The 12,377-nt window shown below is 60.9% G+C and carries 14 protein-coding genes; 10 read left to right on the top strand and 4 right to left on the bottom strand.

The window, feature by feature from the left end; genetic code table 11:
* Window positions 1–218: 218 nt before the first annotated feature.
* From ACO08A_RS04075 to ACO08A_RS04065, 3 genes are all read right to left on the bottom strand, one after another.
* Window positions 219–437: a DUF2093 domain-containing protein gene (locus tag ACO08A_RS04075; protein ID WP_319386049.1), complete on the bottom strand. Its 219-nt coding sequence runs from the start codon at window positions 435–437 to the stop codon at window positions 219–221.
* Window positions 438–548: 111 nt separating this feature from the next.
* Window positions 549–776, bottom strand: a complete 228-nt coding sequence (locus ACO08A_RS04070) for a hypothetical protein (RefSeq protein ID WP_422039946.1) — start codon at window positions 774–776, stop codon at window positions 549–551.
* Complete coding sequence (locus tag ACO08A_RS04065; RefSeq protein ID WP_422039945.1) at window positions 773–1,000, bottom strand: hypothetical protein; 228 nt, start codon at window positions 998–1,000, stop codon at window positions 773–775. Before ACO08A_RS04065 ends, ACO08A_RS04070 begins: the two co-directional genes overlap by 4 nt.
* 272 nt (window positions 1,001–1,272) lie before the next feature.
* Here ACO08A_RS04065 and tldD point away from each other — a divergent pair, with 272 nt between their 5' ends.
* From tldD to ACO08A_RS04050, 3 genes are all read left to right on the top strand, one after another.
* Window positions 1,273–2,697 carry a metalloprotease TldD gene (gene tldD / locus ACO08A_RS04060; protein ID WP_422039944.1) on the top strand — a complete coding sequence of 475 codons (1,425 nt, stop codon included), beginning with the start codon at window positions 1,273–1,275 and terminating at the stop codon, window positions 2,695–2,697.
* A gap of 19 nt (window positions 2,698–2,716) precedes the next feature.
* The gene (locus ACO08A_RS04055) at window positions 2,717–3,331 is read left to right on the top strand and encodes an HAD family hydrolase (protein ID WP_422039943.1); all 615 of its coding nucleotides are present in this window, start codon (window positions 2,717–2,719) and stop codon (window positions 3,329–3,331) included.
* 230 nt (window positions 3,332–3,561) lie between these two features.
* Window positions 3,562–5,364: a monovalent cation:proton antiporter-2 (CPA2) family protein gene (locus ACO08A_RS04050; protein WP_422039942.1), complete on the top strand. Its 1,803-nt coding sequence runs from the start codon at window positions 3,562–3,564 to the stop codon at window positions 5,362–5,364.
* Window positions 5,365–5,399: 35 nt separating this feature from the next.
* Here the strand turns inward: ACO08A_RS04050 and ACO08A_RS04045 are convergent, their stop codons facing one another.
* Window positions 5,400–5,960: an invasion associated locus B family protein gene (locus ACO08A_RS04045; protein ID WP_422039941.1), complete on the bottom strand. Its 561-nt coding sequence runs from the start codon at window positions 5,958–5,960 to the stop codon at window positions 5,400–5,402.
* A gap of 511 nt (window positions 5,961–6,471) precedes the next feature.
* Here ACO08A_RS04045 and coxB point away from each other — a divergent pair.
* The 7 genes from coxB to ACO08A_RS04010 all read left to right on the top strand — a co-directional run bounded on the left by coxB (window position 6,472) and on the right by ACO08A_RS04010 (window position 12,351).
* Window positions 6,472–7,419 (top strand): cytochrome c oxidase subunit II, encoded by a 948-nt coding sequence (gene coxB, locus ACO08A_RS04040; protein WP_421981639.1) that lies wholly within the window; start codon window positions 6,472–6,474, stop codon window positions 7,417–7,419.
* Between the two features lie 76 nt (window positions 7,420–7,495).
* Window positions 7,496–9,091 carry a cytochrome c oxidase subunit I gene (gene ctaD, locus ACO08A_RS04035; protein WP_422039940.1) on the top strand — a complete coding sequence of 532 codons (1,596 nt, stop codon included), beginning with the start codon at window positions 7,496–7,498 and terminating at the stop codon, window positions 9,089–9,091.
* A 144-nt stretch (window positions 9,092–9,235) separates the two neighbouring features.
* On the top strand, window positions 9,236–10,171 hold the full coding sequence (locus tag ACO08A_RS04030; RefSeq protein ID WP_422039939.1) for a heme o synthase: 936 nt from the start codon (window positions 9,236–9,238) through the stop codon (window positions 10,169–10,171).
* Window position 10,172: 1 nt separating this feature from the next.
* A complete protein-coding gene (locus tag ACO08A_RS04025) occupies window positions 10,173–10,337 on the top strand; it encodes a hypothetical protein (RefSeq protein ID WP_422041853.1) in 165 nt (54 codons plus the stop codon).
* A 10-nt stretch (window positions 10,338–10,347) separates the two neighbouring features.
* Window positions 10,348–10,953: a cytochrome c oxidase assembly protein gene (locus ACO08A_RS04020; protein ID WP_422039938.1), complete on the top strand. Its 606-nt coding sequence runs from the start codon at window positions 10,348–10,350 to the stop codon at window positions 10,951–10,953.
* 48 nt (window positions 10,954–11,001) lie between these two features.
* Window positions 11,002–11,880, top strand: a complete 879-nt coding sequence (locus tag ACO08A_RS04015; protein ID WP_306140995.1) for a cytochrome c oxidase subunit 3 — start codon at window positions 11,002–11,004, stop codon at window positions 11,878–11,880.
* Window positions 11,881–11,961: 81 nt separating this feature from the next.
* Window positions 11,962–12,351 (top strand): DUF983 domain-containing protein, encoded by a 390-nt coding sequence (locus ACO08A_RS04010; RefSeq protein ID WP_422039937.1) that lies wholly within the window; start codon window positions 11,962–11,964, stop codon window positions 12,349–12,351.
* Window positions 12,352–12,377: the final 26 nt, after the last annotated feature.

Here is a 12,377-nt window from a genome sequence, read left to right as displayed (position 1 = left end):
ACCAGCTGCGAGGAGCGAAGGCGCAGGAAAAGTGGTGCATTTTCAAGCATTTCGCGACGATGCAGATGGCCGAAACGGCCAAATCCGGAGGACGGCAAAATGGCTTCACCTCGCAGCGTCACCGCGCTTGACCGGGCATAAAGCCCGCTCTGCGCACGCTTCCTCGCGAGATTTTGCCATTTCTGCCGCCAAATCGGCTTCATTTATGGGTCCGTACCCTAGCCTTGGCGGTTTTCCAGGTAGCGTTTCATCGACGCCTTTGCGTCAACATAGGCTTCCTGGTGCTCCACCGACCAGTATTTGAGCTCGTCAAGCGGAATCGCTGCACCAGTGACCGCACAGCGCACGAATGTTCCCGGCGTTTCCACCTGGTAGTCGCCATCCAGGTAGCGGACGCGGGCTTCGCTCGGAATTCGTGGGTTTTCGTATCGGTTCATGGTCTGCGGTTTGCCGTCTGGTTTTGCGGATTGCATCCGTCTTTTACGGCAGATCGAGCCTTTCCGGCAAGTCAAAGCCCGAAGAAACAAGTCGATTATTTTGAAACTGTTCTAGAACGCAGGTGTCGTTCGGCGGTCCCGGCCGATGAGGTAACGGCAGCGCGACATGACGACCACCTCGTCCGGCAGTCCTTGCCTGGCGCGGACCATTTCGGTGTCCCGGTCCTGCCGGCACGTTTCCATGTCGGGCCAGCGTTTGGCACTCACGGACATGTCTTCGCAGATCAGGAGATCCGGCTGGCAGGCGACCAGATGCATGGCAACCAGGATCGCCTTCATTTCGTTGCCTTCCACTCGCCTGGCGTGGTGTCGCCATTGGAGCTGAAACGGCCCTTTATGACGTTGTCCGTGTTCTGGTCTCTTGCGGCAGGCGGTCCTGAAACGGACCCGCTTTTTGACAGCGCTTCCAGAAGCGCGGGGTGAAGCCCGTCACCGCGCTGCGCAGCCAGATTGTGAAAGGCATTCAGGGAACGCCCGATTGGGGCCAGGAAGAACTTGGACATAGGCAATCCTCGCTCCGCGCTGTCTGCGGCGGAGATCGCGTGGGTTTCAGCGGATTGGCTGGGCCGCGGGACGCGCTTGGCTGCGTTGCGGTTTTTGCGGCAACGGATTAAAGCTGAGTTTTATATTCAAGTTAAATCGGGCTCAAGTGGATTTTCCAGCTTTTCATGTGAAAAACGGATGCAATGTCCCTATGTTCAGAGGAAACAGGACAAACGGTCGGCTGTCTGCGGCGGGCCAGCCCGGTAGATGCCGGGCCAAACAGGAAAAACACATGACCCTTTCATCGACCGACCTCATCGAAACGTCAGGCCTCGGATTGGACGCCGCCACGCGGATCACGCAGGACGCGTTGTCGGGCGCGGACGATGGCGAACTGTTCGTCGAGTACCGCCAGACCGAGGGGCTGGTTTTCGACAACGGCCGGCTTAAGGGCGCGAACTATGACACGGCACAGGGTTTCGGCCTGCGCGCCGTGGCCGGTGAAGCGGCCGGTTATGCGCATGCAGGCGACATCTCCGAAGCGGCGCTGACGCGCGCTGCCGATGCCGTGAGCGCCGTCAAGAAAGGATATTCCGGCAACTACGCGGCAGCGCCGGCGCGCACCAACCAGTCGCTCTACACCGATGCCAACCCGCTGGGCGGCCCGAACTTCGAGGAGAAGGTCAAGCTGCTGCAGGAGATCGACGCTTACGCAAGGGCCAAGGATCCGCGTGTCCGCCAGGTGACGGCTTCGCTTGCCGGGTCCTGGCAGGTTGTGGAAATCCTGCGCGCCGACGGGCACCTCGTGCGCGATGTGCGCCCGATGGTTCGGCTGTCCATTTCAGTTGTTGCCGGAAACGACGAGCGCCAGGAAAGCGGCATGTTCGGTTGCGGCGGACGAGAGGGCTTCGAGCGCTTCATCACCACGGAGAACTGGCAGGGCGGCGTCGACGAAGCCCTGCGGCAGGCGCTTGTGAACCTGGAGGCCGTTCCTGCGCCCGCCGGGTCCTTTGACGTCGTGCTCGGCCCGGGCTGGCCCGGCATTCTGCTGCACGAAGCCGTTGGCCACGGTCTGGAAGGCGACTTCAACCGCAAGAAGACATCGGCTTTCGCGGGGCTGATGGGCGAACGTGTTGCCTCCCCCGGCGTGACGATCGTGGATGACGGAACGATCCCGGACCGGCGCGGATCGCTGAGCGTCGACGATGAAGGCACCCCGGCGAGCCGGACCGTGCTGATCGAAGACGGTATTCTCAAGGGTTACATGCAGGACCGCCAGAACGCGCGTCTGATGGGCATGGAGCCAACCGGCAACGGGCGCCGCCAGTCCTTTGCACATATCCCGATGCCGCGCATGACCAACACGGTCATGATGGCTGGTGACAAGGATCCGGCGGAAATTCTTGAATCGGTCAAGGACGGGATCTACGCGGTTTCCTTCGGCGGCGGCCAGGTCGACATCACCTCCGGCAAGTTCGTGTTTTCCTGCACCGAAGCCTACCGGGTCGAAAACGGCAAGGTCGGCGCGCCGGTCAAGGGCGCGATGCTGATCGGAAACGGTCCCGATGCCCTGACCCGCGTCGCCATGATCGGCAACGACATGAAACTCGATCCCGGGATGGGCACCTGCGGCAAGCAGGGGCAGGGCGTCCCGGTCGGCGTCGGCCAGCCCTCCATGCGCATCAACGAAATGACGATCGGCGGCACGGCGGTCTGAGTGGGGCTGTGCATTCGGGATGCCGCAGATCAGGTTCGTCATCTTCGACATGGACGAGGTGCTCTATGACTATGATCATCAGATACGCCTCGGCCTCCTGGAAAAGCTGACCGGCCGTTCCGCACATGAAATCGACGCGGCGGTCTGGGGCGGACCGCATGAAAGCCGGGCAGAGGCAGGGTCGCCCGCGACGCCGGAAGGCTATCTGGCGCAATATGCGCAGTTGCTCGGCTATCCGATCGACTTCGACACCTGGGCGGACATCCGCAGGCAGATGATGCGTCCACGGCGGGATGTGCTCGGACTTGTGCGCCGCCTGGCGAAGAACGTCGATCTGGCGCTCCTGACCAACAACGGCATGCTGCTCAAGTCCGCCTTGCCCGTCTGCGCTCCTGAGGTCATCGGGATATTTGGCGAAAAGGCGCATGTTTCGGCGGAATTCAAGGCCAGGAAACCGGACCCTCTTGTCTTTCGGCGCATCTGCGCGGCATACGGCTACGCACCCGGCGAATGCGCGTTTGTCGATGACCGCGAAGACAATGTCGAGGGGGCGGAACAGGCAGGTCTGACGGGCCATGTCTTCACATCCCACGACCGGCTTTACAGCTTCCTGAACGAGCACAAGCTGATCTGAAACCTGCGTATTTTCTGCTTGGTCGGAACCGGCCGGGTGCCGGTTGCCAACGGCCCGCATGCGTCGCAGCGGCGCGGTTCTGGCCAAATGCCTTCAAAATCAGCACAACCGCGCGGGAAACTTTAATATTTGTCAAAGCCAATTGCTCTATCTTAGCTAAAATCTAATCAAATCCTGATTTGATCGACGGGGAACAAGGGGTCTACGCCGGGGCGACGTAAGGAGTAGGGATGGCAACAGAGGGCGCACCTCCGTTTTTTGCAGAAGCAATCGTGTTTCTGGCAGCCACCTGCGTCGCCGTGCCGATTGCCAAGCGTCTCGGTCTTGGGTCTGTTGTCGGCTATCTGGCCGCCGGTGCCGCGATCGGTCCCCACGGCCTGCAATTGCTCGGCTCGGGCGAAGACGTCCTTCATGTCGCTGAACTTGGCGTTGTGTTGCTGCTGTTCGTGATCGGCCTGGAACTCGATCCCCGAAAACTCTGGCGCATGAAGCGGGACATATTCGGGTTGGGAACCGCACAGGTCGTCCTGACCGGCGCAAGCCTGTTCGCAGTCGCCCGGCTGGTTGGAATGCCCTTTTCAACGGCCTTCGTGGCCGGGTTCGGCCTCGCCTTGTCGTCAACGGCATTTGCCCTTCAGATCCTTCAGGAACGCGGGCAGCTGTCGTCGCCCTATGGTCAGCGTGCCTTCGGTATTCTGCTGCTCCAGGACATCGCCATCGTGCCGCTCCTGGCGATGGTTGCCATCCTGGCGCCGGGCGAGGGCCCGTCCACCGCTGCCGAAATCGTGACGGAAGTCCTGATTGTTCTGGGGGCCGTCGCGGCTGTGATCCTGACCGGTCGCTATCTCATTTCCCCGATATTCCTGTTTCTGGCCGCCAGCCGTGCGCGCGAGGTCATGCTGACGGCGGCCCTGCTGGTCGCGCTGGGCAGCGCCGGGATCATGCACTCGGTCGGCCTGTCGATGGCACTGGGTGCCTTTCTGGCCGGCGTGCTTCTGGCTGAATCGAGTTTCAGACACACGCTTGAAGCGGATATCGAACCGTTCCGTTCGCTCCTGATGGGGCTGTTCTTTGTGGCCGTTGGCATGTCACTCGACGTGTCGCTCGTGATCGAGAACTGGCTTGTCGTTGCGGCCGGCGTGGCCATCGTCATGGGGATCAAGGGCCTGTTTCTCTGGGGCCTGTCCCGAGGCACCGGGTCACCGAATTCGGACGCCATGCGCATCGCCGTGACGCTGCCGCAGGGCGGCGAGTTCGCGTTCGTGCTCTTCACCGCAGCCGTCAGCAACAGTCTTCTCGACTACCAGACCGCCAACCTTCTCAACGCCATCGTCATCCTGACAATGCTTCTGACACCGCTCGCCTGCCTGGCGCTCGACCGCCTTGCCGCCCGCGCCAAGGCGCGGGGCGTCGAAAATCCGTCCATCGAGACCTTCGAAGAGGCGGCCCCGACGGTTCTCGTCATCGGGTTTGGCCGTTTCGGAATGGTTGTCGCACAGATCCTGACTTCCGAAGGCCTGGAGATCACCGCCATCGACAACCGGCCCGACCGCATCGATTACGCTCGAAAGCAGGGCTACAAGGTCTATTACGGCGACGCCACGCGCGCAGACGTGCTTGCCGCCGCCGGTGCCGGAAAGGCGGCTCTTGTCGCCATGTGCATCGAAAACGACAAGATCATGGCCCGGGCCATCGACGAGATCCGCGACGGCTTCCCCGACGCCCTGATCTTCTGCCGCGCCACCGACCGCGCGCATGTTCTGGACCTCACCAGACGGGGCGTCGACTACCAGATCCGCGAGACATTCGAATCAAGCGTCGTCTTCGGCCGCGCGGCCCTTGAAGCTCTTGGCACGCCGCTAGACCGGATCGACCAGATCGAGGAAGACGTGCGCGCAAGGGACCAGGAGCGTCTCGCGGTGCAGATGGAACAGGGAATGTTTGCCGGATCGGACCGGCTTCACAAGGTGACCCCGCGCAGGCGCTCCGAAGACAGGCAGGGAATGCCCGCGCAGCACAACGAGACCGCCTGAGCCACGGACTTCAGTCGCATTTATGGGTCCGTCACCTAGGGCAGCGTGTCGAAACCGTCCGAGAATCCATTGAGGGAAATGGGAATTCCGATGCCTTCTTCAGGCGTCTGAAAGATGATGAAGGTTGCCTGCGCTCCGGCCTTGAGCTTCGACAGCAACTCGTCCTCCAGAATGACTTCGGCGATGCAACCGTTCGGCAGGCAGCGCACGAACCCGGCGCGGCCGATATCCGCATTGTCGACGCGCAGCCCGAGACCCGAGGGAAGCAGAACGCCGAGGGGGGCCAGAACGCGCAGGATCCTTGCCTGCTTGTCAGCCGTCTTCAGGACGATGACCGACAGGCCCACATTCTCCCGGTCCGAGGCAGTGACGTTCTGTATGAGGGCGCACTGTTCGCTGGACGCTCCGGGAGGCGTGTCACACCGCATCTGCCAGTCGCCGTGCGAGGAACGGACTTCTCCCTGGGCGTGGGCGCTTTGGGTTCCCTGAACAAGGCCGCCGAGGACGAGGGCTGCAGCAAGACCGAAGGCCGAAAAACGCTTGGCGGTACGGCGGTCACGGCGCGGGAGCGAGGACGGCTGGATGTGTGTCGACAAGAAATCCTCCGGTCAGTCTTTGTCCGATCCTGCCACCGCACACTGACAAATATCAGGACACGGTGCGAATCATGTTTGGGCCCGGCCAGACATTGCCGCATGATGGCGTCCGATTCCAGTCTCGCGCGGGCAGCGCATGCGTTTACCGGCAATTTTTGTCAAAAATCGGCGTGTCCTTGACATGTCTCAAGAGGTTGGTGCCTCTGCATGGCTGTGAAAAGTGGGAAATTCCGTTGCAGCGTCGCGTTTCTTGTGTTTTTTGTGCGGCACGAGGGTGGTTCTTGTGTGATGCGGCAGATCGCCGCTCTGGCAAACAGTAACCATCGCCCTTGATAGGTGTTTATGGTTATAGTCCGGCGACCGGACGAGATGGTTCGATCTGATGGTGCGGCAGATTCAGGCTTGCGAAGTTGCGCCAAGCCCGTTACTGCCCGACCGGATTGGACCCGTTCGCTGGTCCGGGATGTATGCATGTGCCGCTTTGCTGCGGCTGAGGGAAGGGAGCGCGGACGTGAAGTCGATCTTCAAGCGTCTCATGACAATGGCCGGTATGGCGGCGACATTTGCCGGGGTGTCCACTGCGGCCCTGGCAGCTGAATCCGGAATGACGAACTGGCAGCTGGGCTTTCAGGAGTCTGTATCCGGAGTGATGGACGACATCACCTGGTTCAACACCTTCACGCTCGTGATCATCACCGTGATCACGCTGTTTGTCCTGGCCCTGCTCGTGATCTGCATCGTGAAGTACAGCGCCAAGGCCAACCCGGTGCCGTCGCGCACATCGCACAACACCATGATCGAGGTGGCCTGGACCGTGATCCCCATCCTGATCCTGGTCGTGATCGCGATCCCGTCCTTCCGCCTGCTCTACAAGCAGCTTGATATCCCCGAATACGAAATGACCGTGAAGGCGATCGGTTACAAGTGGTACTGGGGCTATGAATATACCGACGAAGGCATGGGCGACCTCTACTTCGACAGCTACATGATCGGCAATCCGACAGATGCAGAACAGACGCTGAAAGACCGGGAAGCGGTCGCCGCTGAACGCGGTGTGACGCTCGCCGAAGTGCCGCGCCTGCTTGCCGCGGACACCGAAATGGTCGTTCCGGTCGACACCACGGTCCGCGTTCAGGTGACGGCCGAAGACGTGATCCACGGTTTCGCAATGCCGTCCATGGGTCTCAAGATCGACGCGATCCCCGGACGTCTGAACGAAACCTGGTTCCGTGCGCGCACCGAAGGTGTCTACTACGGCCAGTGCTCGGAGCTGTGCGGTGTGAACCATGCATTCATGCCGATCGTGATCAGGGTTGTTTCCAAGGAGCAGTACGCGGCGTGGGCCGCTGCTGCACAGGACGATCTCGAGGCGGCCAACAAGCAGCTGATGGCATCCATCAACGAGGAAAAGAAGCTTGCCGAAGGCAAGCGTGAAGACATCTCCGTCGCCGCGAAGTAACGCGGCGGCCATCGGTTGACCGGCGAAGCGCGATGAGACGCAGCCTCGCCGAGAGAATTTAAAGAGGGAGCCCCAAATGGCTGCGAGCGAAGCACATGCGGCACACGACCATCCCTATGGATGGCGCCGGTGGGTCTATTCGACCAACCACAAAGACATCGGTCTGATGTATCTCATGTTCGCGATCTTTGCCGGGATCGTGGGCGGCGCACTCAGCGTCGGCATGCGGATGGAACTGCAGGATCCGGGGATGCAGATCTTCGGCAGCCCGCACATGTTCAACGTGTTCACGACGGCCCACGGCCTGATCATGATCTTCTTCATGGTCATGCCTGCCATGATCGGCGGCTATGCCAACTACTTCGTGCCGATCATGATCGGTGCCCCGGACATGGCGTTCCCGCGCATGAACAACATTTCGTTCTGGCTTCTGCCGCCGGCCTTCCTGCTGCTTCTGCTGTCTCTCTTCGTCGAGGGCCCGAGCAACATGAACGGTGTTGGCGGCGGCTGGACGATCTATCCGCCGCTTTCGACCTCCGGACAGCCGGGACCGGCCATGGATCTCGCGATCCTGTCGCTGCACATTGCCGGTGCCTCGTCCATCCTGGGTGCGATCAACTTCATCACGACCATCTTCAACATGCGGGCGCCGGGCATGACCCTTCACAAGATGCCGCTGTTCGCCTGGTCGGTGCTGATCACCGCATTCCTGCTGCTCCTGTCGCTCCCGGTTCTTGCCGGCGCGATCACGATGCTGCTGACTGACCGGAACTTCGGCACGACGTTCTTCGATCCGGCCGGTGGCGGTGACCCGATCCTGTTCCAGCACCTGTTCTGGTTCTTCGGCCATCCGGAAGTTTACATCCTGATCCTCCCGGGCTTCGGTATCGTCAGCCACATCATCTCGACCTTCTCCCGCAAGCCGATCTTCGGTTACCTCGGCATGGCTTACGCCATGGTTGCGATCGGTGTCGTCGGCTTCATCGTGTGGGCGCACCACATGTACACGGTCGGCATGTCGTCCGAGACGCAGGCCTACTTCGTCGCCGCCACGATGGTGATCGCCGTTCCAACCGGGGTGAAGATCTTCTCCTGGATCGCGACGATGTGGGGTGGATCGATCGAGTTCAAGACACCCATGGTCTGGGCGATCGGCTTTATTTTCCTCTTCACCGTCGGTGGTGTCACCGGGGTGCAACTGGCCAACGCCGGTCTCGACCGTGCCTTCCACGACACCTACTACGTGGTTGCCCACTTCCACTACGTTCTGTCGCTTGGCGCCGTGTTCGCGATCTTTGCCGCCTGGTACTACTGGTTCCCGAAAATGTTCGGTTACATGTACAGCGAGGCAATCGGCAAGGCGCACTTCTGGATCACCTTCATCGGCGTGAACCTGGTGTTCTTCCCGCAGCACTTCCTGGGTCTGAACGGCATGCCGCGCCGCTATGCCGACTACCCGGATGCGCTGGCCGGCTGGAACTTCGTGTCCTCCATCGGATCGTACATTTCCGCATTCGCGGTGCTGGTGTTCCTGTATGGCATCTACGAGGCATTCGCCAAGAAGCGCGCCGTAGGCAACAACCCGTGGGGCGAAGGTGCGACGACCCTGGAGTGGACGCTGTCTTCTCCGCCGCCGCACCACCAGTTCGAAACGCTGCCGCGGATCAAGTAACGACCTCCGGAGCTGATGCTCCGGATCGGAAATCGGCACCGCGCTGGCAGTCAGCGCGGTGCTCCTTTGAAAGACTGACCGGACGGCATGTCCGCACCGCCGGAGCAATCGGCGGAACCGGTATGAAATGTGAAGGGCTTGCGCATGTCGCTCGTTGAGCGCCACGATACATTGGGTCAGGAAACCGCCGCCTGGGACGGTGGCATGGGGTCCGTGGGCGACTACGTCTCGCTCATGAAGCCGCGCGTCATGTCGCTGGTGATCTTCACGGCATTTGTCGGCCTGATGCTCGCACCCGGCTCGGTTCATCCGATCCTGGGTGCAGTCGCTATCCTGTGCATTGCGATTGGTGCAGGCGCATCCGGCGCGCTGAACATGTGGTACGACGCCGACATTGACGAGGTCATGTCGCGAACCCGCAAACGCGCAATCCCTGCCGGCAAGATCTCGCGCGAGGAAGCGTTTGCGTTCGGCATGACATTGTCGATCGGCTCCGTGGTCACGCTCGGACTTCTGGTCAACTGGTTCGCCGGCGCCTTTCTGGCCTTCACCATCTTCTTCTACGTCGTCGTCTACACGATGTGGCTGAAACGCTCGACACCGCAGAATATCGTCATCGGCGGTGCCGCAGGCGCGTTTCCTCCGATGATCGGCTGGGCATCCGTGACCGGAAGTGTAAGCCTTGAGAGCTTCGTTCTGTTCCTGATCGTCTTCATGTGGACGCCGCCGCACTTCTGGGCGCTCGCGCTGTTCAAGAGCGGCGACTACCGCTCGGCAGGCGTACCGATGCTTCCGGTCGTCGCGGGCGAGACCAACACGCGGCACCAGATCCTGATCTATTCCGTGCTTTTGGCGCCGATTGGCATTGCCCCCTACCTGCTCGGCTATGTCAGCCCGGTCTATGGTGTGGCGTCCGCAGCGCTCGGCGCGGTGTTTGTCGCGCTTGCAGCCGATGTCTGGCGGAAGCGCGAGGGTGACATCGCCCGTCAGGCCTGTGTGCGCCTGTTCAAGTTTTCCATCTTCTACCTCTTTATGCTGTTCGCCCTGTTGCTGGGCGAAAGCCTGATCGCCGGGGTCTAGGATGATGGCGCAGGACGAACAGGGCATCCGGCTCACCGAGGAGCAGCAGAAGAAGCGCAGGTCGCGGTCGATCGCGATTGCACTGGCTTTGCTCGCGCTCGTGGTTTTGTTTTACGTGGTCACCATCGTGAAGTTGGGACCGGGCGTCATGGACAGGGCTCTATAGGGAAAAACGCGTGAGCAAGGATCAGGACACAAAGGCAGCTACGGTCAGAAGCAACCGCAAGGTGGCATTTGCCTGTGCGGGCATGTTCGGCCTGATGATCGGAGCCTCGTATGCCGCGGTTCCGCTTTACGACCTTTTCTGCCGCGTCACGGGTTTCGGCGGCACGCCGCAGATAGCCGAGAGCGAAAGCGACATGGTCATCGACCGCATGATCACGGTCCGCTTCGACGGCAACGTCAACAAGCTGTCCTGGAAGTTCAAGCCCGAGCAGCGCTCCGTGTCCCTGAAGATGGGGGAAAGCGCGCAGCTTGCCTATGTGGCGACCAATGTCGGCGACGGTACCACGGTCGGCACATCCACCTTCAACGTCTGGCCGCCGGCAGCCGGAGCCTATTTCAACAAGCTGGACTGTTTCTGCTTTACGGAACAGCCGCTTGAGGCCGGCGAAACCGTCGAGATGCCTGTTGTGTTCTTTGTCGATCCCGAGATGGACAAGGATCCTGAATTGAAGCATGTGAAGGAAATCACTTTGTCCTACACGTTCTTCCCGGTAGAAGAACCGGAACAACCTGTTGCAGCACGGGTCGAAGCACCCGCCGCTGAAACGAAATTGTGAGACTTGCGCAAGGCGCGCATGAAATGACTGTGTTTGGGGAGCTTGCCGATGGCTGAGGCACATACCAAGAACCACGATTACCACCTGGTGGAGCCGAGCCCGTGGCCCTTCATCGGGTCTGTCGGCGCGTTCATCATGGCGATCGGTGCAATCGCTTGGATGAAGGCGGCCGGAGGCAACGACTTCACGCTGTTCGGCATGAACCTTGCCGGGACCAGCTGGATGCTGTTCGCTGTCGGACTGCTGGTGGTGCTCTACGTCATGTACGGCTGGTGGAGCGACACCATCAAGGAATCGCAGGAAGGCCACCACACGCGCGTCGTGTCCTTGCACCTGCGCTACGGCATGCTCTTGTTCATCGCCTCCGAAGTCATGTTCTTCGTCGCCTGGTTCTGGGCCTATTTCGATGCGGCCCTTTTTGCCGGCGAGGCAATCCAGTTCAGCCGGGTCGAAGCCACTGGAGGCCACTGGCCGCCGGATGGAATCCTGACGTTCGACCCCTGGCACCTGCCGCTCCTGAACACGCTGATCCTGCTGTGCTCGGGCACCACGGTAACCTGGGCGCACCACGCGCTTCTTCACAACGACCGCGAGGGCCTGAAGTGGGGCCTGGTGCTGACCGTGCTGCTTGGTGTCCTGTTCACGATCGTGCAGGCCTACGAATACGGCCACGCCGCCTTCACATTCGATGGCAACATCTACGGTGCAACCTTCTACATGGCGACCGGCTTCCACGGCTTCCACGTGATCGTGGGAACGATCTTCCTGCTGGTCTGCCTGTTGCGGGCGCTGGCCGGACAGTTCACGGTCGAGAAGCATTTCGGCTTCGAGGCGGCCGCCTGGTACTGGCACTTCGTCGATGTTGTCTGGCTGTTCCTTTTCGTCGCCATTTACATCTGGGGTGCCGGAACGCCAGCACCGCACTAAGCCGGTAAACCCGCTCAACTGGAAACGCCCGGTCTGCATCACAGTCCGGGCGTTTTTGCTTCAGGCGTCAAGAGAAGGGCCATGGAAGACAAAGCGCATTTTCCGTCCGTGAATCCGGTTTCGGCCGGGTTGTCAGGCAAATGTCCGCGCTGCGGGCAGGGCAGGTTGTTCGACGGGTTCCTGAGTGTAAAGAGATCCTGCGCAGCTTGCGGTCTGGACTATTCCTTTGCGGACAGCGGGGACGGGCCGGCTGTTTTCGTGATCATGATCGTCGGCTTCGTGATCGTGGGTCTGGTGCTCTTTGTCGAACTGTCGTTCCAGCCGCCCATATGGCTTCATCTGGTCCTGTGGCTTCCACTGACCGTCATCCTCGCCGCATCGGTTTTGCGGCCCTTGAAGGGACTGATGATTGCGCTGCAGTTCCGGCACCAGGCGGAAGAAGGCCGGCTGGACAGGACTGGCGAAGACTGAAACCACTGCGACCCTTGAACAAGGAA

Source organism: Roseibium sp. (assembly GCF_965232425.1).
GTDB lineage: Bacteria > Pseudomonadota > Alphaproteobacteria > Rhizobiales > Stappiaceae > Roseibium.
The sequence above is the reverse complement of the archived record's forward strand: the minus strand, read 5'-3'. Positions and strand labels throughout refer to the sequence as shown.

Excerpts from the sequence above, each read along its gene's own strand:
- ACO08A_RS04070 (WP_422039946.1), bottom strand. The coding sequence starts at position 776 with ATGAAGGCGATCCTGGTTGCCATGCATCTGGTCGCCTGCCAGCCGGAT.
- ACO08A_RS04015 (WP_306140995.1), top strand. The coding sequence starts at position 11,002 with ATGGCTGAGGCACATACCAAGAACCACGATTACCACCTGGTGGAGCCG.
- ACO08A_RS04025 (WP_422041853.1), top strand. The coding sequence starts at position 10,173 with ATGATGGCGCAGGACGAACAGGGCATCCGGCTCACCGAGGAGCAGCAG.
- ACO08A_RS04010 (WP_422039937.1), top strand. The coding sequence starts at position 11,962 with ATGGAAGACAAAGCGCATTTTCCGTCCGTGAATCCGGTTTCGGCCGGG.
- ctaD (WP_422039940.1), top strand. The coding sequence starts at position 7,496 with ATGGCTGCGAGCGAAGCACATGCGGCACACGACCATCCCTATGGATGG.
- ACO08A_RS04065 (WP_422039945.1), bottom strand. The coding sequence starts at position 1,000 with ATGTCCAAGTTCTTCCTGGCCCCAATCGGGCGTTCCCTGAATGCCTTT.
- ACO08A_RS04050 (WP_422039942.1), top strand. The coding sequence starts at position 3,562 with ATGGCAACAGAGGGCGCACCTCCGTTTTTTGCAGAAGCAATCGTGTTT.
- ACO08A_RS04055 (WP_422039943.1), top strand. The coding sequence starts at position 2,717 with ATGCCGCAGATCAGGTTCGTCATCTTCGACATGGACGAGGTGCTCTAT.
- tldD (WP_422039944.1), top strand. The coding sequence starts at position 1,273 with ATGACCCTTTCATCGACCGACCTCATCGAAACGTCAGGCCTCGGATTG.
- ACO08A_RS04075 (WP_319386049.1), bottom strand. The coding sequence starts at position 437 with ATGAACCGATACGAAAACCCACGAATTCCGAGCGAAGCCCGCGTCCGC.
- ACO08A_RS04030 (WP_422039939.1), top strand. The coding sequence starts at position 9,236 with ATGTCGCTCGTTGAGCGCCACGATACATTGGGTCAGGAAACCGCCGCC.